This window comes from Streptomyces sp. NPDC056738 (genome assembly GCF_042790435.1).
Classification (GTDB): domain Bacteria; phylum Actinomycetota; class Actinomycetes; order Streptomycetales; family Streptomycetaceae; genus Streptomyces.
Genome location: NZ_JBHTZF010000009.1, coordinates 346,304 through 367,725 on the forward strand (window position 1 = coordinate 346,304; position 21,422 = coordinate 367,725).

At 72.7% G+C, this 21,422-nt stretch carries 22 protein-coding genes; 4 read left to right on the forward strand and 18 right to left on the reverse strand.

The window, feature by feature from the left end; all coding sequences use genetic code 11:
• Positions 1-42 precede the first annotated feature (42 nt).
• The 4 genes from ACFRIC_RS25015 to aroH all read right to left on the reverse strand — a co-directional run bounded on the left by ACFRIC_RS25015 (position 43) and on the right by aroH (position 2,986).
• Positions 43-756, reverse strand: a complete 714-nt coding sequence (locus tag ACFRIC_RS25015) for a lysophospholipid acyltransferase family protein (RefSeq protein WP_382789499.1) — start codon at positions 754-756, stop codon at positions 43-45.
• Positions 714-1,409, reverse strand: a complete 696-nt coding sequence (gene cmk, locus ACFRIC_RS25020; RefSeq protein ID WP_382789501.1) for a (d)CMP kinase — start codon at positions 1,407-1,409, stop codon at positions 714-716. Before cmk ends, ACFRIC_RS25015 begins: the two co-directional genes overlap by 43 nt.
• Before the next feature lie 132 nt (positions 1,410-1,541).
• On the reverse strand, positions 1,542-2,627 hold the full coding sequence (locus ACFRIC_RS25025) for a prephenate dehydrogenase (RefSeq protein WP_382789504.1): 1,086 nt from the start codon (positions 2,625-2,627) through the stop codon (positions 1,542-1,544).
• The gene (gene aroH / locus ACFRIC_RS25030) at positions 2,624-2,986 is read right to left on the reverse strand and encodes a chorismate mutase (protein WP_382789507.1); all 363 of its coding nucleotides are present in this window, start codon (positions 2,984-2,986) and stop codon (positions 2,624-2,626) included. Before aroH ends, ACFRIC_RS25025 begins: the two co-directional genes overlap by 4 nt.
• Positions 2,987-3,291: 305 nt before the next feature.
• Between aroH and ACFRIC_RS25035 the strand changes: the two genes are divergently transcribed.
• The 4 genes from ACFRIC_RS25035 (at position 3,292) to ACFRIC_RS25050 (ending at position 5,838) form a co-directional block, all read left to right on the forward strand.
• Positions 3,292-3,969: a hypothetical protein gene (locus tag ACFRIC_RS25035; protein WP_382789510.1), complete on the forward strand. Its 678-nt coding sequence runs from the start codon at positions 3,292-3,294 to the stop codon at positions 3,967-3,969.
• Positions 3,970-3,994: 25 nt separating this feature from the next.
• Complete coding sequence (locus ACFRIC_RS25040) at positions 3,995-4,576, forward strand: DUF6529 family protein (RefSeq protein WP_382789513.1); 582 nt, start codon at positions 3,995-3,997, stop codon at positions 4,574-4,576.
• On the forward strand, positions 4,573-4,983 hold the full coding sequence (locus ACFRIC_RS25045; RefSeq protein WP_382789516.1) for a Rieske (2Fe-2S) protein: 411 nt from the start codon (positions 4,573-4,575) through the stop codon (positions 4,981-4,983). The genes ACFRIC_RS25040 and ACFRIC_RS25045 overlap by 4 nt, the downstream gene beginning before the upstream one ends.
• A gap of 201 nt (positions 4,984-5,184) precedes the next feature.
• Complete coding sequence (locus ACFRIC_RS25050) at positions 5,185-5,838, forward strand: DNA polymerase beta superfamily protein (protein WP_382789625.1); 654 nt, start codon at positions 5,185-5,187, stop codon at positions 5,836-5,838.
• On the opposite strand, the gene ACFRIC_RS25055 is transcribed toward ACFRIC_RS25050, so the two are convergent.
• From ACFRIC_RS25055 to ACFRIC_RS25120, 14 genes are all read right to left on the reverse strand, one after another.
• The gene (locus tag ACFRIC_RS25055) at positions 5,806-6,624 is read right to left on the reverse strand and encodes a DNA polymerase beta superfamily protein (protein WP_382789519.1); all 819 of its coding nucleotides are present in this window, start codon (positions 6,622-6,624) and stop codon (positions 5,806-5,808) included. The genes ACFRIC_RS25050 and ACFRIC_RS25055 overlap by 33 nt on opposite strands.
• 3 nt (positions 6,625-6,627) lie before the next feature.
• Entirely contained in the window at positions 6,628-7,650 is a 1,023-nt protein-coding gene (locus ACFRIC_RS25060; protein WP_382789521.1) for an ADP-ribosylglycohydrolase family protein, read from the reverse strand.
• Between the two features lie 11 nt (positions 7,651-7,661).
• On the reverse strand, positions 7,662-8,453 hold the full coding sequence (locus ACFRIC_RS25065) for an NUDIX domain-containing protein (RefSeq protein WP_382789523.1): 792 nt from the start codon (positions 8,451-8,453) through the stop codon (positions 7,662-7,664).
• An 81-nt stretch (positions 8,454-8,534) separates the two neighbouring features.
• Positions 8,535-10,010: a DHA2 family efflux MFS transporter permease subunit gene (locus tag ACFRIC_RS25070; RefSeq protein ID WP_382789526.1), complete on the reverse strand. Its 1,476-nt coding sequence runs from the start codon at positions 10,008-10,010 to the stop codon at positions 8,535-8,537.
• A gap of 20 nt (positions 10,011-10,030) precedes the next feature.
• Positions 10,031-10,624 (reverse strand): TIGR03086 family metal-binding protein, encoded by a 594-nt coding sequence (locus ACFRIC_RS25075; protein WP_382789528.1) that lies wholly within the window; start codon positions 10,622-10,624, stop codon positions 10,031-10,033.
• The gene (locus ACFRIC_RS25080) at positions 10,621-11,589 is read right to left on the reverse strand and encodes a sigma-70 family RNA polymerase sigma factor (protein WP_382789530.1); all 969 of its coding nucleotides are present in this window, start codon (positions 11,587-11,589) and stop codon (positions 10,621-10,623) included. The genes ACFRIC_RS25075 and ACFRIC_RS25080 overlap by 4 nt, the downstream gene beginning before the upstream one ends.
• Positions 11,590-11,780: 191 nt before the next feature.
• Positions 11,781-13,001, reverse strand: a complete 1,221-nt coding sequence (locus tag ACFRIC_RS25085; protein WP_382789532.1) for a pseudouridine synthase — start codon at positions 12,999-13,001, stop codon at positions 11,781-11,783.
• Positions 13,001-13,657, reverse strand: coding sequence for an SMC-Scp complex subunit ScpB (scpB, locus tag ACFRIC_RS25090; RefSeq protein WP_355768100.1), 657 nt, complete (start codon positions 13,655-13,657; stop codon positions 13,001-13,003). The genes ACFRIC_RS25085 and scpB overlap by 1 nt, the downstream gene beginning before the upstream one ends.
• Positions 13,654-15,093 carry a segregation/condensation protein A gene (locus tag ACFRIC_RS25095; protein ID WP_382789535.1) on the reverse strand — a complete coding sequence of 480 codons (1,440 nt, stop codon included), beginning with the start codon at positions 15,091-15,093 and terminating at the stop codon, positions 13,654-13,656. Before ACFRIC_RS25095 ends, scpB begins: the two co-directional genes overlap by 4 nt.
• An 18-nt stretch (positions 15,094-15,111) precedes the next feature.
• Positions 15,112-15,690 (reverse strand): hypothetical protein, encoded by a 579-nt coding sequence (locus tag ACFRIC_RS25100; protein WP_382789538.1) that lies wholly within the window; start codon positions 15,688-15,690, stop codon positions 15,112-15,114.
• Positions 15,675-16,802 carry a ParA family protein gene (locus ACFRIC_RS25105; RefSeq protein ID WP_326788637.1) on the reverse strand — a complete coding sequence of 376 codons (1,128 nt, stop codon included), beginning with the start codon at positions 16,800-16,802 and terminating at the stop codon, positions 15,675-15,677. The genes ACFRIC_RS25100 and ACFRIC_RS25105 overlap by 16 nt, the downstream gene beginning before the upstream one ends.
• Before the next feature lie 424 nt (positions 16,803-17,226).
• Positions 17,227-18,351, reverse strand: a complete 1,125-nt coding sequence (ald, locus tag ACFRIC_RS25110; RefSeq protein WP_382789541.1) for an alanine dehydrogenase — start codon at positions 18,349-18,351, stop codon at positions 17,227-17,229.
• A 161-nt stretch (positions 18,352-18,512) separates the two neighbouring features.
• The gene (locus tag ACFRIC_RS25115) at positions 18,513-20,594 is read right to left on the reverse strand and encodes a tetratricopeptide repeat protein (RefSeq protein ID WP_382789544.1); all 2,082 of its coding nucleotides are present in this window, start codon (positions 20,592-20,594) and stop codon (positions 18,513-18,515) included.
• 162 nt (positions 20,595-20,756) lie between these two features.
• Positions 20,757-21,383, reverse strand: a complete 627-nt coding sequence (locus ACFRIC_RS25120; RefSeq protein ID WP_382789546.1) for an NUDIX domain-containing protein — start codon at positions 21,381-21,383, stop codon at positions 20,757-20,759.
• Positions 21,384-21,422: the final 39 nt, after the last annotated feature.

A 21,422-nucleotide genomic window follows, 5' to 3' on the forward strand; every position in this document is an offset into this window, starting at 1 on the left:
GTGGATCAACCGCAAACCGGGTGATCCACTACTAAGTGTCGCCTAGCGCCCGGCGGGGCGCCCGGTGTTTTCCCGGCGCCCGGTCAGATGTCTGGCGTTGTCCAGGTGGGCGCTGAGGTGCTTCTGGATGCGGCCGGTGGCCTCGTCCAGTGCCTGTCGCGTGCGCCGGCCGCTGCCGTCGCCCGCTTCGAAGGGGTCGCCGAACACGACGTCGACCCTGCTGCGCAGCGGGGGCAGTGCCTTGGTCAGCCGGCTGGTCCGCTCGGTGCTTCCCAGTACGGCGACGGGGACGATCGGGGCTCCGCTGCGCACCGCGAAGTACGCGAGCCCGGCTCGCAGCGAGGCGAAGTCGCCCTCGCCGCGGGTGCCCTCGGGGAAGATCCCGAGGACTCCGCCGGACGCCAGGACGCCGAGGGCGTCGGTGATGGCGGCGCGGTCGGCGATCTCCCGGTCGACCTTGAGCTGGCCGATGCCGAGCAGGAACGGGTCGAGCGGGCCGACGAACGCCTCCTTCTTGATCAGGAAGTGCGTGGGCCTGGGCGCGACGCCCATGACCATCGGCCCGTCGATGTTGTGCGAGTGGTTCACGGCCAGGATCGCCGGTCCGGTCGCCGGGACCTTCCAGGCGCCGAGCACGCGCGGCTTCCACAGCCCGTACATCAGGCCGACGCCGATCCGGCGGCCGACCTCGGCGCCTCTCTCGGAGGGTGCGCTCACGCGGCGGCCCGCTTCTCCTCGACGAGGGTGACGACACACTCGATGACCTGCTGGAGCGTGAGGTCGGAGGTGTCCACCTCGACCGCGTCGTCCGCCTTGGCGAGGGGGGAGGTCTTGCGGCTGGAGTCGGCCGCGTCCCGCTTGACCAGTGCCTCACGGGTGGCGGCGATGTCCGCGCCCTTCAGCTCACCGCTGCGGCGGGCGGCACGCGCCTCCGGGGAGGCGGTGAGGAAGATCTTCAGGTCGGCGTCGGGCAGCACGGTGGTGCCGATGTCCCGGCCCTCGACGACGATGCCGGCCGACGCGGACGCGGCGAGCGCGCGCTGCAGCTCGGTGATGCGGGCACGCACCTCGGGCACCGCGCTGACCGCGCTGACCTTGGAGGTGACCTCCTGCGTCCGGATCGGGCCGGCGACGTCGGTCCCGTCGACCGTGATGGTCGGCTCGGCCGGGTCGGTGCCGGAGACGATCTCCGGCTTGCCCGCGGCGGCGGCGATCGCGGAGGGGTCCGTGATGTCGATGTCGTTGCTGACCATCCACCACGTGATGGCGCGGTACTGGGCGCCCGTGTCCAGGTAGCTCAGGCCGAGCTTCGCGGCCACGGCCTTCGAGGTGCTCGACTTGCCCGTGCCGGAGGGGCCGTCGATGGCGACAATCACAGCCGGAGCGGTACGGGCGGCGCCGTTGTCCACGGTGGGAACACCTTCCTGGTGCGGGGTGGAGGTCTCTGCGGGACGCGAGCGCGCCCCGGACAAGGTTACCGGCCCCGCGGACCCCGTATTACTGGCCCTTCCCGGCGCCCGCTCACCGGGAGGGCCCCGGTCCTATTGGCGCAGCGCCCAGCCCCGCTCCCGCAGGGCCGCGGCGAGCACCGGCACCGCCTTCGGCTCCACCATGAGCTGCACCAGACCGGCCTGCTGACCGGTGGCGTGCTCGATGCGTACGTCCTCGATGTTGACGCCGGCCATCCCCGCGTCGGCGAAGATGCGGGCGAGCTGGCCGGGCTGGTCGTCGATGAGGACGGCCACGACCTCGTAGACGCGGGGCGCGGAGCCGTGCTTGCCGGGGACGCGGACCTGGCCGGCGTTGCCGCGGCGCAGGACGTCCTCGATGCCGGAGGCGCCCTCGCGGCGCTTGGCCTCGTCGGAGGACTGCAGGGCGCGCAGGGCCTGGACGGTCTCGTCGAGGTCGGCGGAGACGTCGGCGAGGAGGTCCGCGACAGGGCCCGGGTTCGCGGAGAGGATGTCGATCCACATCCGCGGGTCGGAGGCAGCGATCCGGGTCACGTCGCGGATGCCCTGACCGCAGAGCCGTACGGCCGTCTCCTCCGCGTGCTGCAGGCGCGCGGCGACCATGCTGGACACCAGGTGGGGCATGTGTGAGACGAGCGCCACGGCACGGTCGTGGGCGTCCGCGTCCATGACGACGGGCACGGCACGGCAGTGCGAGACCAGTTCCAGGGCGAGGTTCAGGACCTCGGTGTCCGTGTCCCGGGTCGGGGTGAGCACCCAGGGCCGGCCCTCGAAGAGGTCGCCGCTCGCGGCCAGCGGGCCGGACTTCTCGCGGCCCGACATGGGATGGGTGCCGATGTACGGGGTGAGGTCGAGGCCGAGCGCCTCCAGCTCGCGGCGGGGGCCGCCCTTGACGCTGGCGACGTCGAGGTAGCCGCGGGCGAGACCGCGGCTCATGGCGTCGGCGAGGGTCGCGGCGACGTGCGCGGGAGGTGCGGCGACGATCGCGAGGTCGACCGGCCCCTCGGGCGCCTCGTCCGTGCCGGCACCGAGCGCGGCCGCCGTACGGGCCTGCTCCGGGTCGTGGTCGGCGAGGTGGACGACGACGCCGCGGGCGGCGAGGGCGAGGGCGGCGGACGTGCCGATCAGCCCGGTTCCGATGACGAGCGCGGTCCTCACTGGGCGATGTCCTTGCGCAGTGCGCCCGCGGCGCCGAGGTAGACGTGGACGACCTCGGCGCGCGGCCGGTCGGACTCGATGTGGGCGAGAACACGGACCACCCGGGGCATCGCGCCCTCGATGTCCAGTTCCTGTGCGCAGATCAGCGGGACGTCGACGATGCCGAGCTTGCGCGCCGCGGCCGCCGGGAAGTCGCTGTGCAGATCGGGGGTCGCCGTGAACCAGATGCTGATCAGGTCGTCCGTGGTGAGCGCGTTGCGCTCCAGTATGGCGGTGAGCAGCTCGCTGACCTGCTCGTCCATGTGTCCGGCGTCGTCCCGTTCCAGTTGGACGGCGCCCCGGACCGCTCGTACCGCCACGGTGATGCTCCTCGCTGATCTGTGTGCACGTCTCGCCGGTCCGTCCGAACGTCTCGCCGGTCCGTGTGCACGTCCTGTCACACCAGCGTAGTCAGCCCCTCGCGCGCGGGTGCGCGGCGCCCGTCTGACGAGACGCGGGGCAGACGCCGGACGCGGCCCGGCCCGGTCGTCCGGCCATGCCGATGTCACCCGAATCGCCCCATTCCGTCACCTCTGGTGAGAACGCGCCCGTGCGCCTCTGGACGCGGGCGCGCCCGTCCGCTCTCATGGCTGATGGCAGGCGGCCCGCGCCGGGGGAGGACCGGATGAACCGACCAGGACCCCTTCTCACGCTCCTCGCGGGGCTCGTGCTCGGCGTGTTCCTGCTGACGCTCAACGCGACGACGGGGACGAAGAGCGCGTCGAACCCGTACAAGGAGGCGTCGCCGGGCGTCTCGGTGTCGGCCACCGCGCCCTCGGCCTCCGTTCCTCCGTCGCCGTCGTGGTCGTCGAGTCCTTCGCCCTCCCGCGCCGCCGTGCCCAACGCCGACTACGCGGGCCGCACCGACGACGACACCTCCGCGGTCGCGGTCTCCCTGCGGGGCGGCAAGGCGATCGCCTACTTCTGCGACGGGCACGACAAGGAGTCCTGGCTCAAGGGCGCGGTCGAGGCCGACGGCACCATGAAGCTCACGGGCGGGAACGGCGACGAGCTGAACGGCACCCTCAAGGACGACAAGCTGATCCGCGGCACGGCCGACGTCGGCGGGCAGCGGTACGCGTTCACGGCCGACCGGGCCGTCAAGCCGTCCGGCCTGTACCGGGCGACGGCCACCGTGCGCGGCGCGAAGATCGACGGCGGCTGGATCGTGCTGCCCGGCGGACGGCAGGTCGGCGTCGTCGACCGCGACGGCACTCCTTCGGCCGCGCCCGAGATCGACCCGGAGACCGGCGCCGTGACCATCGACGGCCAGAAGATCGTCGCCCGTCCCGTCACCCCCTGACCTCCTCCTCCACAGGGAGCCGTTCATGACCGTGGACCCGAACGCCGCCACCCAGGGCTTCCCCTCCCGGCCGCCCGGCCACGGCCCGAGCCCCGCCCGCTACCTCGTCCCGGCCCTGGTCGGCGCGGCCGTCGCGGTCGCCCTCGGGGCCTACGGCAAGGTCCACGACCCGGCGGGAACGGCGTTCAACCTCGCCGGGTTCAGCAGCACGGGCGCGGTGAAGTCCTGGCTGGCGACGACGGCGTTCTTCTTCGCCCTCGTGCAGCTCGTGTCGGCGCTCATGATGTACGGGAAGCTGCCGGGCCCGTCCTGGTCGGCGACGCTGCACCGGTGGTCGGGACGGATCGCGTTCCTGGTGGCGGTCCCGGTCGCGGTGCACTGTCTGTACGCGTTGGGCTATCAGACGTACAGCACGCGCGTCATGTGGCACTCGCTCCTGGGGTGCTTCTTCTTCGGCGCCTTCAGTGCCAAGATGCTGCTGCTCCGCTGGGAGCGCCTGCCCGGCTGGCTGCTGCCGGTCGTCGGCGGCCTCGTCTTCGCCGTGCTCACGGCGCTCTGGCTGACGTCCGCCTTCTGGTTCTTCCGCACGTTCGGAGTGACGACATGACCAACCGCTCGACGCGGCGCACGGTGATCCTCACCACGGGCGCGTCCGCGCTGCTCGCGGCGTGCAGTCAGTACGGCGACAGCGGCGGCTCCTCGGACGCGTCGCCGAAGGCCTCCAGCGGGCAGCAGCTCGCCACCACGAGCGACATCCCGGTCGGCGGAGGCACGGTCTTCAAGGACCAGAAGGTCGTGGTCACCCAGCCGGCGAAGGGCGACTTCAAGGCCTTCTCGGCGGTCTGCACGCACCAGGGGTGCCTGGTGGACAAGGTGGCCGACGGAACGATCGACTGTCCCTGCCACGGCAGCAGGTTCAGTGTCGAGAACGGGGCGGTGAAGGCCGGTCCCGCGCCGCGTCCGCTGCCCGCGGAGAAGATCACGGTGCAGGGAAACTCGATCCGGCTGGCGTGAGCGGGCCCGTACGCTCCTGGCATGCGCTCCGAGCACCCCGCACCCCAGGCAGCCCCCGGCCACCAGGCAACGCCCGCGCGGCAGGTGTCACCGGCGCGGGTCGTGCCGTCCGACCCGCCCGCACCGTCCGCCCCGCCCGCCTCGGTGGTCCCGGCGGCCGGCCTCTCGCTGGTGCGGGACCACACCATCTACTCCTGTGTGATGGGCTCACGCGCCTTCGGACTGGCCACGGACGACAGCGACACGGACCTCCGGGGCGTCTTCCTCGCCCCCACCGCGCTGTTCTGGCGCTTCGAGAAGCCGCCGACGCACGTCGAGGGCCCGGCACCGGAGCAGTTCAGCTGGGAACTGGAGCGGTTCTGCGCGCTCGCGCTGCGCGCCAACCCGAACATCCTGGAGTGCCTGCACTCCCCGCTCGTCGAGTACGCGGACGACTGCGGCCGTGAACTCCTCGCCCTGCGTGGGGCCTTCCTCTCCCGTCAGGCGCACGAGACGTTCGCCCGCTACGCCGTGGGCCAGCGCAAGAAGCTGGAGGCCGACGTCCGCACGCACGGCGCCCCGCGCTGGAAGCACGCCATGCATCTGCTGCGTCTGCTGACGAGTTCGCGCGACCTGCTGCGCACCGGGTCCCTGACGATCGACGTCGGGGCGGACCGCGAGCCGCTGCTCGCGGTGAAGCGCGGCGAGGTGTCCTGGGCCGAGGTCGAGCGCCGGATGCTCCGGCTGGCGAACGAGGCCGAGGAGGCGGCCGTCCGCAGCCCCCTGCCGCCCGAGCCGGACCACGCGCGCGTGGAGGACTTCCTCGTCCGCACCCGCCGGGCCTCAGTGCTCCGGGACTCCGCCGGGGACCGTTAGCCCTTCGGGGACCAGGTCCTCGCCTCCGCCGAAGCCGTCGAGGCGGACCCTGACGACGAAGGCGTGCAGCGCGTCGTACGCGGAGGCGGCGTCCGGCAGTTCGGAGACCTCCTGCGCCTCGTCCAAGAGGACGTGCAGTCGCTCCACGTCCTCCTCGGCCCGGTCGCGCGGGAGGTCCGCGGGCCCGTGCTCGTGCTCCGCCTTCGCGGCGATCAGGTCCGGGAGGTACGCGGGTGAGGCGATCTGTCCGGCCAGCGTGGGCAGATCGGCCTGCACCTCGCCGCTGCGCATGAGGTGGATGCCGGTGAGCAGCACACGGAACGTGTAGAGGAGCGGCTTGAGTTCGCCGCTCTTCTCGAAGAGCCGCCACTGCGTGGCCGCGAAGCCGCGGTAGTGGTGGGCGTGGTGGCAGGTGAGGACCCCGGGGGCGAGCGAGATCAGCTCACGGTGTTCCTCGCTCGTGCGCACGACCAGCGGCGACAGCAACTGCTCCAGCACATAGCCGTTGCGCCGCAGCATCAGCCGTACGAACTTGCGCAGGTCGTGGGTGACCAGGTCCATCTCGGTGCCGTCCTGGAACCACATGCGCGACCGGGTCTCCTCCGGCTCGCCCAGCCCGACGAGGGCGGCCGTCGGCAGCAGGTAGACGCCGCGCAGGTCGATGTCCGAGTCACGGGAGGGGAAGCCGTACAGGTGCGCCCCGGAGACGGTGGCGAAGAGGACGGGGTCGGGCTGTTCGCCCACCACGCGCGCGAGGTCGGCACCGGGACCGAGGACGTCTGTCATGGCTCAAGCATCCCAGAGCGCCCCCAGGGACATGAGGTCGCTGTGGTACTCGACGCGGTCGGCCCAGTCGGTCGGCCAGGCCTCGGAGCCGTGGTGGGCGCCGGCGAACGCCCCGGTCAGGCAGGCGATGGAGTCGGAGTCGCCCGAGGTGCAGGCGGCCCGGCGCAGCGCGGTGACGGGTTCGTCGACGAACATCAGGAAGCACAGCAGACCGGTGGCGAACGCCTCCTCGGCGATCCAGCCCTCGCCGGTGGCCAGGCAGGGGTCGTCCTCGGGCGAGGCGGTGCGCACGGCCTGACGGAGGTTGCCCAGGACGGTGATGCACTCGTCCCAGCCGCGGGAGATGTACGCCTCGGGTGTGGCGTCGTGGCAGAAGGTCCACAGGTCGCCGAGCCAGCGGGAGTGGTAGCGGTACCGGTTCTCGTGCGCGTACGAGAGCAGCAGGCCGATCAGTTCCGCGGGCTCGGCCCCCTGGGAGAGCAGCCGGACGGTGTGCGCGGTGAGGTCCGAGGCGGCGAGCGCGGTGGGGTGGCCGTGGGTGAGCGCGGCCTGCAACTGGGCGGCGCCCGCGCGCTGTTCGTCGCTCAGTCCGCGGACGAGCCCGACGGGCGCCACGCGCATGTTGGCGCCGCAGCCCTTGGAGCCGGTCTGGCTGGCCTCCTGCCAGCGGCGCTTCTCGTCCTTGAGGAGGTCGCAGGCGACCAGGCAGGTCCGGCCGGGGGCGCGGTTGTTCTCGGGCGACTGGTACCAGTTGACGAACTCCTCGCGCACCGGCCGTTCCATGCGCAGCGGGCCGAGCAGGCCGCGGTCCGTCGCGGTGCGCAGTCCGTGGGCCAGCGCCAGGGTCATCTGGGTGTCGTCGGTGACGATCGCGGGCCGGGGCAGCGCCATCTGCCGCCAGGGGCCGAACTTCTCGAGTATCGCGGGCACGCTGTTGAACTCGGTGGGGAACCCGAGCGCGTCTCCGAGGGCCAGGCCGATGAGCGAACCGGTGGCGGCGCGTTTGGCGAGGGTCGTGCTGGTCATCGGGGCCGTCCTTACGAGGTGGGACGCAGCAGTGGTGGATGCAGAACCTTGGCGTCGCCCGCGCGGTAGAGGGCGGCGGGTTTGCCGCGGCCGCCGGTGAGGCGGGCGGCGCCGGGGACCTGTTCGACGAATCCGGGCGTGGCGAGGACCTTGCGCCGGAAGTTGGGCCGGTCGAGCGGGGTGCCCCACACCGTCTCGTAGACGTGCTGCAGCTCCCCGAGGGTGAACTCGGGCGGGCAGAAGGACGTGGCGAGACAGGAGTACTCCAGTTTGGCGCCGACGCGTTCGTGGGCGTCGGCGAGGATCCGGTCGTGGTCGAAGGCGAGCGGGCCGAGCGCGTCGAACGGCCGCCACTCGGCCCGTGCCGCGTCGCCGCCGCCGCGCGGTTCGGGCGGGTCGGGCAGCAGGGCGGCGAAGGCGACGGAGACGACCCTCATCCGGGGGTCGCGGTCGGGTTCGCTGTAGGTGCGCAACTGCTCCAGGTGCAGTCCCGAGAGGTCCGACAGGCCGGTCTCCTCGGCGAGTTCGCGCCGGGCCGCCGCCTCGGCGGACTCGCGGGGCAGCACGAAGCCGCCGGGCAGGGCCCAGCGGCCCGCGTACGGTTCCTGGCCCCGTTCGATCAGCAGTACCTGGAGTGCGCCCGCGCGCACGGTCAGGACGGCCAGGTCGACGGTGACGGCGAAGGGCTCGAAGGCGTGTTTGTCATAGCCCTCGGGTGCCGCACCCCCCGGCGCGCGGCCCTTGCCCGTGTCCACTCCCGCGCCCCCGTCGTGTCGATGACCCTTTATGGTCACCTTGACCATGGTCATTACGACTATAAAGGGAGCGCGGGGTGTCAACAAGGCTTTCGACCGGGGAAGTTGCGGCTCCCACGGCAGGTCGTGTCACCGCGCCCGGGCGGGAGACTCCTCCGGCCGCCGGACGCCGGCCCGGGGCGCGTCCGGTTCGAGCGCCGGGGCGTGAGCCGGGGCGAAGGCGGCCACCAGCGCTCCGGCGGCCGCGACTCCGGCCGAGACCCACAGCGCCGGGCCGCATCCGTCGACGAAGTCCCGCGCCGAGCCGTAGCCGCCGAAGTGCGTGAACACGGCCGCCGCTGCCGCGATCCCGAAGACTCCGCCCAGTTCGCGCAGCGCGTTGTTGACGCCTGCCGCGACCCCCGCGTCGGCGGGCGGCACGGCGGACGTCACGGCGTTCGCGACGGTCGGGAAGACCATGGAGATGCCGACGCCCGCGACGATCAGGGGCAGCACCAGCCGTCCGTAGGCGACACCGGGCTGCACCTGCCAGGCCAGCAGGGCGAGTCCGGCCGCCTGGAGGACGAGCCCGCCGAACATGAAGGGACGGTTCCCGAACCGGTCGGCGAGCGCGCCCGCGAGCGGCGCCACGAGCAGGGGCATGCCGGTCCACACCAGGATGCGGACACCGGCCTGGAGGGGCGAGTTCCCGAGGCCGAGCTGGAACAGCTGCGAGATCATGAACAGCGAGCCGAGCAGCGACATGAACGTCAGGAAGACGGCGCCGTTGGCGGTCGAGAAGGCCCGCCTGCGGAAGTAGCCGAGGGGCAGCATCGGATAGCGCGCCCCCGCCCGCTCCCAGCCGAGGAAGGCGGCCACGAAGACGACGCCGACGGCCAGCGCGCCCAGCACCTCCGCGCTCCCCCAGCCCGCCTGCGGGGCCCGCACCGGCGCCCAGGCCAGGCCGGTCAGTCCGACGGCGGCCAACAGGAGCCCCACGACGTCGAGTTGCGGACGCGGGCCATGGCTCTCCCGCAGTCTCAGCGCGGCGAGCGGCAGCATCGCGAGCCCGGTCGGCACGTTCAGCCAGAAGATCCACTGCCAGGACAGGCCCTCGGTGACGGCGCCGCCGAGGACGGGTCCGGCCGCGACGCCGAGACCGGTCACCCCGCCCCAGATCCCGATGGCCACGCCCCGCTTCTCGGCCGGGAACGCCTCGCTGATCAGGGTCAGGGTGAGCGGCAGCAGGACGGCGGCACCGGCGCCCTGGAGCACCCGGGCGGCGATGAGCTGACCCGGTCCCGGGGCCAGCGCGGCGAGGGCCGAGGCCAGGGTGAAGACGGCGAGCCCGACGACGTACATGCGCCGCCGCCCGAACCGGTCGCCGAGCGCGGCACCGGTGAGGGTGAGGCAGGCGAAGACGAGGTTGTACGCGTTGATCGTCCACTCCAGGTCGGACAGGCTCGCCCCGAAGTCGGCCCGCAGGGCCGGCAGCGCGGTGGCCACGACGACCACGTCGAGGGAGCAGAGCAGCGCCCCGAGTCCGGCCAGGATCACGGTCCACGCACGGCGTGCGGGCGGGGCCGGCGGCCGCTGGACGGGGGCGCGCGCGGTGGTGTCGGTCAAGACGGTTCCTTCCGTGAGGATCACTCACGGAAGACCGACCCGACCCGAGCCGAAAAGGAATCGCCGCCGGGGCACCGGCCGAGGAACGCGAGGAGCCGGCCGCCGGGCGCCGTCCCGGGCGGGGCGTCGACGGGGTCGGCGAAGCGCACCCCGCGGTCGGCGTCCGCGACCACCAGGTGCGCGAGTGGCAGCAGTTCCAGGGCCAGCGCGGACGGGATCGGCCGGGCGCGCCCGCAGGCCCGCGCGACGTCCCAGCCGTGCACCGCGATCTCCAGGGCGCCGACGGCCACCAGCAGCCCGGCGCCCAGGGACCGGTCCCCCACGGCCGGGTCCGGGGGCGCCGCGGACACCGCGGCGCAGACGCCGAGGAGGGCGCCGGCGCGCTCGCGGAAGGCGCACACCGGATCGGCGGCGGGGCGGGCCGGGCACAGCCCGACCCGCCCGTCCGCGACCCCCTCGTAGAGCGCCTCGACCGAGTCGTCGAGGTGGTGGAGCAGGTCCCCCAGGTCCCACTCGGCGCACGGCGTCGGCCGCCGCAGTCCCCCGCGCGGCACGGCGGCGACACCGACGCTCGCGTACGCCAGCGAGCGCTCCAGGAGCTCCGCGGGATTCACGGGAGGATCCCGGGCAGCCCGAAGGAGGCGAACAGTCCCGGGTCCAGGAAGACGGTGAGCCGTGCGACACCGCCGGCCTCGACCGTGAGCACCTGCACGGAGTGGGCCCGCAGGACGCCGTCGGCGTCGCGCTCGTAGGCCGCGACCGCCGGCTGTCCGTTGGCGCGGACCGCCACCATCCGGACGTGTCCCGCCCCCTGGCCGGCGAACGCCCGTACGCGCAGGAACCGCACGACGTCCTTCTTGCCGCGGAACCACTCCAGGTGGGGCGGCATCTCCAGCTCGACCCCGTCGCGCAGCAGCGTCAGCAGCGACTCCAAGTCGGCGTTCTCGAAGGCCGCCATGTAGCGGTCCAGGAGTTCGCGGTCGTCGGTGCCGTCCGGCTCCACCACCAGGTCCTCCTCCGGGGCGACCTCGTCGAGCCGGGCACGCGCGCGCTGGAGCGTGCTCTTGACCGCCGCGGTCGACGTGTCGAGCAGGGCGGCCACCTCCGAGGCCCGCCAGGCCAGCACGTCCCGCAGGATGAGCACCGCCCGCTGCCGCGCGGGCAGGTGCTGCAGCGCGGCCACCAGGGCGAGCCGCAGGCTTCCGCGCGCCGCCACGACCGTCGCCGGGTCGAGGAGCGTGTCCGGCAGCGGCTGGAGCCAGGGGATGTCGGTCGCGGGGGCCGGCAGCGGCTCCTCGGGCGCGTCTCCCGGCCCGCCCAGACCGGTGGGCAGGGGACGGCGCCCGCGCCCCTCCAGGGCCGTCAGACAGGTGTTGGTGGCGATCCGGTAGAGCCAGGTGCGCAGGGAGGCCCGGCCCTCGTACCCCTCGTAGGACCGCCAGGCCCGCAGATACGTCTCCTGTACGAGGTCCTCGGCGTCGTCGGCCGAACCGAGCATGCGGTAGCAGTGGGCGAGCAGCTCCCGCCGGTACGGGCCGGTCAGCCGGACGAACTCGTCCCGGTGCGTCGTCGCGGTCATCGCCGCTCCCTTCGTTCGCACGGGGCGCGCCGGGGCGCACCCGTGGTCCGTTCACCGGTACAGACCGGCGGGGAGGCGAAAACGAATCGGCCGGTCCCGGAGAAGTTCCGGGACCGGCCGTCGCGGGCGCGGTGCGTCGTCCGCGGGCCGCCGGAGCCAGGGGGCTCCGGGGCCTCAGGGGGCGGGCGGGATCAGAGACCGACCTCGGCCATGAGCATGCCGACCTCGGTGTTCGACAGACGGCGCAGCCAGCCCGACTTCTGGTCGCCCAGGGTGATCGGGCCGAAGGCGACGCGCACCAGCTTGTCGACCGGGAAACCGGCCTCGGCGAGCATGCGGCGCACGATGTGCTTGCGGCCCTCGTGCAGGGTCACCTCGACGAGGTAGTTCTTGCCGGTCTGCTCGACGACGCGGAAGTGGTCCGCCTTGGCGTACCCGTCCTCGAGCTGGATGCCGTCCTTGAGCCGCTTGCCCAGGTCGCGCGGGATCGGGCCCACGATGTGCGCGAGGTAGACCTTCTTCACGCCGTACTTGGGGTGGGTCAGCCGGTGCGCCAGCTCGCCGTGGTTGGTGAGCAGGATGACGCCCTCGGTCTCGGTGTCGAGCCGGCCCACGTGGAAGAGCCGCGTCTCGCGGTTCGTCACGTAGTCGCCGAGGCACTGGCGGCCCTCGTTGTCCTCCATCGTGGAGACGACACCGGCGGGCTTGTTCAGCGAGAAGAACTGGTACGACTGCGTCGCGACCGTCAGACCGTCGACCTTGATCTCGTCCTTCTCCGGGTCGACGCGCAGACCCTGCTCCAGGACGATCTGGCCGTTGACCTCGACCCTGGCCTGGTCGACCAGTTCCTCACAGGCACGCCGGGAGCCGTAGCCCGCGCGAGCGAGCACCTTCTGCAGGCGCTCGCCCTCCTCCTCGGCACCCGGGAAGGTCTTGGGCAGCTTGATGTCGGGCTTGCCCGCGTACCGGTCGCGGTTGCGCTCCTCGGCCCGCGTCTCGTACTCGCGGGAGCGGGCGGGCTCGGTGCGGCCGCCGCGCTGCTGACCCTGCCGGGGACCGCCCTTGGCGCCACCGCGCGCGGACGCGCCGCGCCCGGACTTCGGTCCTTCGTGCGAGCCCCCGGGGCCTACGTCGTAGCGACGCTCCTCGGGACGGGGCTTGCTGGGACGCTTCGGCTGGTCGTCACGCCCCGCGCCCGAACCCGCCGCCGAGCCCCTCGGCTGGAAGCCGCCGCCGCCCGTACCGCGCGAGCCGCCGCCGCTGCTTCCGCCGCGCGAGCCGCCCCCGCTTCCGCCGCGCGGGGCACCGCCCCCGCGGGGCGCGCCGCTGCCGCGCGAACCGCCGCTTCCGCCGGTTCCGCGCGGGTTGCCGCGCCCGCTGTTCCTGCCACTGCCGCTGCCACTGCTTCGCATCAAAGTTCCGTCGTCGTCGTGTCGTCTGCGTCTGCATCCGGTGCGTCCGGATCGAACGACGGGACCCCTTCCAGCGTCTCTGCCTCGATCGCGTCCGCCTCGGGGAGGAAGGGCGCGAGCTCCGGGAGCTCGTCCAGACCTCGCAGGCCCATTCGCTCCAGGAAGTAGTTCGTCGTCGTGTACAGGATCGCACCTGTTTCGGGTTCCGTGCCCGCCTCCTCCACCAGACCGCGCTGGAGGAGGGTCCGCATCACGCCGTCGCAGTTGACTCCGCGGACCGCCGAGACCCGCGAACGGCTCACCGGCTGGCGGTACGCGACGACGGCCAGGGTCTCCAGTGCCGCCTGGGTGAGGCGGGCCTGCTGGCCGTCCAGGACGAAGCGTTCGACGGCGCTCGCGTAGGCGGGACGCGAGTAGAAGCGCCAGCCGCCCGCGATCAGTCTGAGCTCGAATCCGCGGCCCTGGACGGTGTACTCGTCGGCCAGCGCGCGCAGCGCGTCCGCGACCTGCCGCCGGGGCCGCTCCAGGATCTTGGCGAGGTGTTCCTCGGTGGCCGGCTCGTCCACGACCATCAGGACGGCCTCCAGGGCGGCCCCGAGATCGAGGTCGGCGACGGTGGGCGGCCCCGCGGGGGTGCCGGTGGTCTCCTCGCTCACGCCTTCTCCTTCTTGGTCCCGCGCCCTGCCGCGTCGTCCGCCGTCTCGGCCGGCCGGTCGAACTCGTCGGTCACCCGCGGCCCCTCGTCGTCCTCCCCGCCCGTCCAGCGCACCATGAGGTCCCCGAGGGCCTCCTCCTGGTCCAGGGCGACGGCCTTCTCCCGGTAGAGCTCCAGCAGGGCCAGGAAGCGGGCGACCACGGTGAGGGTGTCGTCGGTGTCCTCGACGAGCGAGCGGAAGCTGGCCTCGCCGAGTTCCCGGAGCCGCGCCACCACGATCCCGGCCTGCTCCTGCACGCTGACGAGCGGCGCGTGGATGTGGTCGACGTACACCTGGGGCTTGGGCTTGGGCTGCATCGCCTTCACCGCGAGCCGCGCGAAACCCTCGGGACCGATGCTGATGACGACCTCGGGCAGCAGCTCGGCGTACTGCGCCTCCAGGCCGACGGTACGGGGGTAGCGGCGGGCCTCCTCCTCCAGGCGCGTGTTGAAGATGTCCGCGATCTGTTTGTACGCGCGGTACTGGAGCAGCCGCGCGAACAGCAGGTCCCGGGCCTCCAGCAGGGCCAGGTCGGCCTCGTCCTCGACCTCGGCGGCCGGCAGCAGCCGGGCGGCCTTCAGGTCGAGGAGGGTCGCCGCGACGACGAGGAACTCGGTCGTCTGGTCGAGGTCCCAGTCCGGGCCCATCGCGCGGATGTGCGCCATGAACTCGTCGGTGACCTTGGACAGGGCCACTTCGGTGACGTCGAGCTTGTGCTTGGAGATGAGCTGGAGCAGCAGATCGAAGGGCCCCTCGAAATTCGAGAGCCGCACCTTGAAGACCCCGTCCCCGGGGCCGTCGGATGCGCCACCGGTTCCCTCGGCGGGCGACTCGGCGGGCTCGGCGGGGCCTTCAGGCGACCCGGAGTGCCCGGTCGGCGCCACGGGCCCGCCGGTCCCCCCGACGCCCTCACGGGGCGCCTGGGAGGGCTCACGGGGGGTCGTCGCGGGCGCGGGGGACGTGCCGGACGGAGAAACGACCGCCGGGGCCTGCCCGGACGCGACCGGTGGGGCCGGTGTGGGCTCGGCCTCGACCGGTGGGGCCGGTGTGGGCTCGGCCGCCGGGGCGGGCGCATGGCCGTCCGCCGGCGCCTGCCCGGGCGCGGGCGCCGGAGCGGGCGCGGGCGCCGGAGCGGGCTCGGGCGCCGGAGCGGGCTCGGGCTCGGTCACCGGGGCCGGCGCGGGTTCGGCCGGTGAGGCGGGAGCGGGCGCGGGCGCCGGGGCCGGCCCGGGCTCGGCCGGCGCGGGTTCAGCCGGTGGGGCCGGACTCGGCTCGGGGGCCGGGGCGGAGGGCTCGGGGGGTGCCTCGGTCGGTCCCGGCGCGGGGCCGGGACCGCGTCCCAGTGCACGCCGACGGCCGCCGGGGGCGGCTGACGGAGGCGGGACGTTCGAGGTCATAGCCGTCGAAGGCTACCTCTACCGCCCGCGCAGTCGCCGTACGAGAATGCTCGCGTCCCCGCGGGATTCCAGGTCCGCCAGCACCACGGCGACCGCCTCACGGACGATCCGCCCGCGGTCGACGGCGAGTCCGTGTTCACCGCGGAGCACCAGACGCGCGTGTTCGAGGTCCATCAGCTCCTCCGCGGACACGTACACGGTGATCTTCTCGTCGTGCCGCTCCCGCCCGCTGGGCCGGCGGTTCGCGGCGCGCCCCCGCTTGCGGGAGGACTGCACGGACGTCGAAGGAGCGCCAGAACCTTCCTGCGCAGGCCGGCCGCGCCCCGAACGGTCCGGGGCGCCGCCCCGGCTGCGCGACTCCCCCGCGTCGGACGGCTCGGCGTCGGTGGCGACGTGTTCGTCGCCCTCGCCGTCACCGCCCTGGACGGGCACCGACTGGGGCGCGTCCTCCCCGCCCGCCGCGTCGCACTCGCCGGCCGGGGCCGGCACCCGGGCCTCGCCGTTGGTGCGGCGGGTGGGGGTGGATGACTGGAGCGCCATGCCCCCGGTGGTACGGAACAGTTCGTCGGCCCCCGGCAGACTCACTCGGCGTGACACCGGGCGAGCACCTCCCTGGCGAGCTGGCGATAGGCGGCGGCACCGACGGAGTTGGAGGCGTACGTGGTGATCGGCTCACCGGCGACCGTGGTCTCCGGGAAGCGCACGGTCCGGCCGATCACCGTGTGGTAGACGTGATCGTCGAAGGCCTCGACCACGCGCGCGAGCACCTCACGGCTGTGCACCGTGCGGGAGTCGTACATCGTGGCGAGGATGCCGTCGAGCTCCAGCTCGGGGTTGAGCCGTTCCTGGACCTTCTCGATCGTCTCGGTGAGCAGCGCGACACCGCGCAGCGCGAAGAACTCGCACTCCAGCGGCACGATCACCTTGTGAGCCGCCGTCAGCGCGTTCACGGTCAGCAGGCCGAGCGAGGGCTGGCAGTCGATCACGATGTAGTCGTAGTCGGCCATCAGCGGCTTCAGGGCGCGCTGCAGCGTGGACTCGCGGGCGACCTCGCTCACGAGCTGCACCTCGGCGGCGGACAGGTCGATGTTGCTGGGCAGCAGGTCCATGTTCGGGACCGCCGTCTTCAGGAGGACCTCGTCGGCCGCCATGCCCCGCTCCATGAGCAGGTTGTAGACGGTGAGGTCGAGCTCCATCGGGTTGACGCCGAGTCCCACGGACAGCGCGCCCTGCGGGTCGAAGTCGACGAGCAGCACCCGGCGTCCGTACTCCGCGAGCGCGGCACCCAGGTTGATGGTCGACGTGGTCTTGCCCACGCCGCCCTTCTGGTTGCACATCGCGATGATCGTCGCGGGGCCGTGACTGGTCAGCGGGCCCGGGATCGGGAAGTAGGGCAGCGGGCGCCCTGTCGGGCCGATGCGCTCACGGCGCTGGCGGGCCGCGTCGGGCGCGAGCGTCGCCGCGTACTCCGGATCGGGCTCGTACTCGGCGTCGGGGTCGTAGAAGTGCCCCTCGGGCAGTTCGTCGTAGTCGGCGAAGTGGGTGTGGTTCTCGCCACTTCCGTTGCCGGCCATGGCGTTCACGTGATGGCCATCCATGCTCGGGTGTGCTGTCTGAGTCGTCCGGGGACTCTGGTGGGCTGCGAAGGTGCGGACAGCGACGGAGCCGACAGCCTCGAGCCCCGTGGGGCTCTGGCCCCGCGCCGGCATTCCTGGTTGACCACCCCCGGGAGTAAATGTCGACTCATTCACAAGTCGTCTTACCTCCTTGGTGACCAGGGAACTTCTCGATAGGTCAGCGTGGCACCATGCCGACGATTGGCGACTCTATGGCGTGTCACCGCTCCACAGCAACACAATCCGCCGGACCCGACCCGATGTGTCGGCAACCGAACACCCCTCTGTCAAGGGCGTAAGGCCGTCGCACGGCAGGTTTCACCGGTGTGCGAATCGGTTGAAGAGTTACGTTCGTGGCGAGTTGAACGAGTGTCGCAAAGTGAGCCGACACACACGCGGCCGGACCTTGTCGGGCAAGGTCCGGCCGGGTGAGCGGTGTTGACGACCGTGTTGACGTATCGCCTTTTGCCGGCGTCGAGTCGGCGACGAATGTCGACTTGGCGAGTCGTCGGGAAAGTCAGCCGAGCAGGCTCTCCAGCGCGACGTGCTCCAGCCCGTGGGCCTCGGCGACCTCGCGGTAAACAACCTTGCCGTCGTGGGTGTTGAGACCCTTGGCGAGCGCGTTGTCGCGGCGCAGCGCCTCGGTCCAGCCGCGGTCGGCGAGCTCGACGATGTACGGCAGCGTGGCGTTGGTCAGCGCGTACGTCGAGGTGTTGGGGACCGCGCCGGGCATGTTGGCGACGCAGTAGAAAACCGAGTTGTGGACCGGGAAGGTCGGCTCGGCGTGCGTGGTGGGGCGCGAGTCCTCGAAGCAGCCGCCCTGGTCGATCGCGATGTCGACGAGGACACTGCCCGGCTTCATCCGGGAGACGAGCTCGTTGGTGACCAGCTTCGGCGCCTTGGCGCCGGGGATCAGCACGGCGCCGATCACGAGGTCGGCCTCGAGGCAGGCCTTCTCCAGCTCGAAGGAGTTGGACATGACGGCCTTGACCTTCGTACCGAAGATCTTGTCGGCCTCGCGCAGCTTGTTGATGTCGCGGTCGAGCAGCGTCACCTCGAAGCCCATGCCGATGGCGATCTGCGCGGCGTTCCAGCCGGAGACACCGCCGCCGATCACGACGGCCTTGGCCGGCAGCACGCCGGGGACGCCGCCGGGCAGGACACCGCGGCCGCCGTTGGCGCGCATCAGGTGGTAGGCGCCGACCTGCGGGGCGAGGCGGCCCGCGACCTCGGACATCGGGGCGAGCAGCGGCAGGGCGCGGCTCGGCAGCTCGACGGTCTCGTAGGCGATCGCCGTGGTGCCGGACTCCAGGAGGGCGTCCGTGCACTCCTTGGAAGCGGCCAGGTGCAGGTAGGTGAAGAGCGTCTGGTCCTTGCGGAGGCGGTGGTACTCCTCCGCGATGGGCTCCTTGACCTTCAGCAGCAGGTCGGCGACGGCCCAGACCTCGTCGGCGGTGGGCAGGATCTGCGCGCCTGCGGAGACGTACTCCTCGTCCGTGATCGAGGAGCCGACGCCGGCGTTCTGCTCGACGAAGACCTGGTGGCCGTGGCGCACGAGCTCGTGCACACCGGCGGGGGTGATGGCCACCCGGAACTCGTTGTTCTTGACCTCGCGGGGGATGCCGACCTTCACGTCGATCACGGTCCTTGACTCAGAGGGCTCTGGGGAATGCATGCCGAGGCGATGCAAGCCAGGCAATGCATGTCATACCCGACGTACGGGAGCACACCGGGAGACACCACGGAAGAACGCGGCGGAGCCAGTCTAATGAAGGGATTCCCTCTGTCTAGCCTTTCAATGCATCAATCTTCAGCGGATGCACTGCGGATTTCGTAGGCATTACCGTCGCGTTCCGACCCGGATGTGCTCTCCGGGAGCTCCTCTCCCAGCATGCGCTCGGCCGCCGCTCGGTGCAGCCGGGCGGCCGCCGGGTCGCCGAGCCGGTCCAGGGTGTCGGCCAGCCTGACCTGGAGCGCGGCCTGCAGCCGTACGTCGTCCGCGCGACGCGCCCACTCCACGGCCTCCTGGCAGGTGCGCAGCGAATCCTCGGGCCGTCCGGCGTACTCCTGGACCCGGGCCATCTCGCTCAACGCCCTTGCCTGGGAGGCGACATCACCGTTCTTGCGATGCCAGGCGACCGCGGCGCGCCAGTTGACCTGAGCCTCGCCGTAGCGGCCCGCGTAGGTGTGCGCGGTGGCGATGCGTCCGTACAGCCGGGCGGCGTCCACGCGCTCGTCCCGCGCGAGCCGCTGGGCCAGCGCCCTGCCGTACCAGTCGGCGGCCCGGTCGTGGTCCCCGAGTTCCTGGTGGGCACCGCCTACGGATTCCATCGCGCGGCCGGTCGCGTACGGGTCGTTCGCCTCGCGTCCGGCGTCGAGCGCAGCCCGGTAGCGGGCCAGGGCGTCGGTCCTGCGGCCGGTCTGCGCGTCCAGGTCGGCGAGATTGAGCAGCGCGGCCGCCTTCTCGCGGGGCAGGTTCCGGCGTTCGGCGACGTCCAGGACGAGCCGGTGGACGCCGTACAGGTCGGGGGCCGCGGCCCGGGTGCCGAAATGAGCCACCATCGCCCGCACCAGGGCGGCCATCAGCCGCCGGGCGAGGGTGTCCAGTTCCCCGTCGGCGACCGCGAGCCGGGCCGAGGCGAGCAGCGCGGGCCGGCGCACGCGCAGCCAGTCCGCGGCCGCCCCGGGACCGGAGAACCGCAGGGCGCGCGGCATACCCGCGAGCTTCTCCCGGGCGGGCGAGCCGGGAGTCTCGGTGACGGCGCGGCACGACACCAGGAGCCGTACGGTCCGCTCCAGCATCCGGGCGCGGGCGAGCTGCACCTCGGCGGGCCGGTCGTGGGTGTCGACGAGGGCGCGGAGCAGGGGGTGCAGGCAGCCGGGGACCTCGTACTGCGGCAGCGGAGAGGGGACCGCCCGCACCAGGCCGAGGCCGACGAACTCGTCCAGCGCGGTGTGCGCCGCCTGGACCGAGCAGCCCGCCAGCGCGGAGGCGGTGTGCGGGTCGACCAGGCCCGCGGGGGCGAGCGAGAGCAGTCGCAGTATCCGGGCGGCGGTGCCCGGCAGGGAGGCGTACGAGAGCCGGAAGACGCGCTCCAGGGGTGTGCCGTCCTCGCCCTCGGTGCGCAGGTGCTTGGCGAGGTCGGCGACGGCCGAGGAGGGACGCGCGGCGAGCCAGCCGCCGGCCAGCACCAGGGCGGTCGGCTGGCCGGCGCACAGTTCGACGAGCCCTTCGGCGGCGAGCGGGTCGACGGTGATGCGCACCGAGCCCGTGAAGTGGCCGAGGAGTTCGAGGGCGGACTTGGTGTCCAGGCCGCCCAGCGTGCACGGGCGGACGTCCGCGATGCCGGTCAGCGGCCCGCCCGAGACCGCGATCACGAGGCAGTCCGGGGAGTCGGGCAGCAGCGCGTCGACCTGCTCGGCGTCGGCCGCGTCGTCGAGCAGGAGCACCGCCCGGCGGATCGCGAGGGCCTCGCGCAGCCGCTCGCCGAGGTCGTCGGCGCCCGCTCCGGGGGGTGCGGTCACGCCGAGGGCGGTGAGCAGTTCGCGCGCGGTGCCCTCGGTGGGGACCGGTGTGCCGTCGGGTTCGGTGAGCCGGGCGCGCAGGAGGCCGTCGGGGTAACTCTCGGCGACCTGCTCGGCGAGCCGGTCGGCGAGCGCGGTGCGGCCGGAGCCGGGCTTGCCGGCGATGAGCAGCACCCGTGCCCGCGGCGCCTTGCGGCCGGCGATGGTGTCGAGGCCCGCGCGCTCGATGTCCGCGCGCAGTTCCTTCAACTCTCGTGTACGGCCCAGGAACTGACTTCCCGTAGGAGGGGACCCGGCAGCCTGGCGCTGCCCCTGGGACGACACCTCGGTGCCGCCGTCGTCCACCGCCTGATCCGCCACGGGCCACGCTCCCGTTCCACTGCACGCGCAAGCCCGCCGGGACTCCGGTACGGGCGTTTTCCAGAGCCTAGTTCACGCTCTGCGACGATCCGTGCGGAGCGCGGCGGCGACGTCCCCCGATCGGATCAGGCGATCGTAGGACTGACACCCTGAAGGCGGGCGTCAGGCCTCGAAGGGGCGGGCGGGCCAGGGCGCCTCGGCCGGGCGCAGGGCGTCGAGTCCGTCGCCCTGCCGTGCGGCGAGAAGCGAGAGGACGCCCACGACCAGGCAGTTGTTGTGCAGGTCGCCGGCGAGCACGCCGCCGACGAGTTCACCGAGCGGGACGCGGGCCAGCTCCATGTCGGCCTCCTCGTCCTCCACCTCGAACCGCTCGCCCTCCGCCTGGGAGAGGTCGCGGGCCAGGAAGATGCGGATGGCCTCGTCGCAGCCGCCCGGGGTGGTGTAGACGTCGGTCAGCACGCGCCAGGTCTCCGCCTTGACATGCGCCTCCTCGTAGAGCTCGCGCTGGGCGGCGTGCAGCGGGTTCTCGCCGGGGATGTCGAGCAGGCCCGCCGGGATCTCCCACAGCTTGTGGCGCACGGGGTGGCGGTACTGGCGCAGGACCAGGACACGGTCCTGGTCGTCCAGGGCGAGCACGGCCACCGAGCCCGGGTGGACCTGGTAGTCGCGCCGGACGACGGATCCGTCGGGCATGACCACGTCGTCGGTGCGCACCGAGGTCTTGTTGCCCTTGAAGGGGGTCTCGGTCGCCCGGACCTCCCACTCCTCGGGGGTGTCCTTGATGGTCATGGCCTGTCCTCCCACGCACGCAAACAGAAGCCGGTCCGG

Excerpts from the sequence above, each read along its gene's own strand:
- ACFRIC_RS25120 (WP_382789546.1), bottom strand. The coding sequence starts at position 21,383 with ATGACCATCAAGGACACCCCCGAGGAGTGGGAGGTCCGGGCGACCGAG.
- ACFRIC_RS25040 (WP_382789513.1), top strand. The coding sequence starts at position 3,995 with ATGACCGTGGACCCGAACGCCGCCACCCAGGGCTTCCCCTCCCGGCCG.
- ACFRIC_RS25035 (WP_382789510.1), top strand. The coding sequence starts at position 3,292 with ATGAACCGACCAGGACCCCTTCTCACGCTCCTCGCGGGGCTCGTGCTC.
- ACFRIC_RS25080 (WP_382789530.1), bottom strand. The coding sequence starts at position 11,589 with ATGACCGCGACGACGCACCGGGACGAGTTCGTCCGGCTGACCGGCCCG.
- ACFRIC_RS25065 (WP_382789523.1), bottom strand. The coding sequence starts at position 8,453 with ATGGTCAAGGTGACCATAAAGGGTCATCGACACGACGGGGGCGCGGGA.
- ACFRIC_RS25060 (WP_382789521.1), bottom strand. The coding sequence starts at position 7,650 with ATGACCAGCACGACCCTCGCCAAACGCGCCGCCACCGGTTCGCTCATC.
- ACFRIC_RS25105 (WP_326788637.1), bottom strand. The coding sequence starts at position 16,802 with ATGCCGGCGCGGGGCCAGAGCCCCACGGGGCTCGAGGCTGTCGGCTCC.
- ACFRIC_RS25055 (WP_382789519.1), bottom strand. The coding sequence starts at position 6,624 with ATGACAGACGTCCTCGGTCCCGGTGCCGACCTCGCGCGCGTGGTGGGC.
- ACFRIC_RS25085 (WP_382789532.1), bottom strand. The coding sequence starts at position 13,001 with ATGCGAAGCAGTGGCAGCGGCAGTGGCAGGAACAGCGGGCGCGGCAAC.
- ACFRIC_RS25050 (WP_382789625.1), top strand. The coding sequence starts at position 5,185 with ATGGGCTCACGCGCCTTCGGACTGGCCACGGACGACAGCGACACGGAC.
- ACFRIC_RS25095 (WP_382789535.1), bottom strand. The coding sequence starts at position 15,093 with ATGACCTCGAACGTCCCGCCTCCGTCAGCCGCCCCCGGCGGCCGTCGG.
- ACFRIC_RS25045 (WP_382789516.1), top strand. The coding sequence starts at position 4,573 with ATGACCAACCGCTCGACGCGGCGCACGGTGATCCTCACCACGGGCGCG.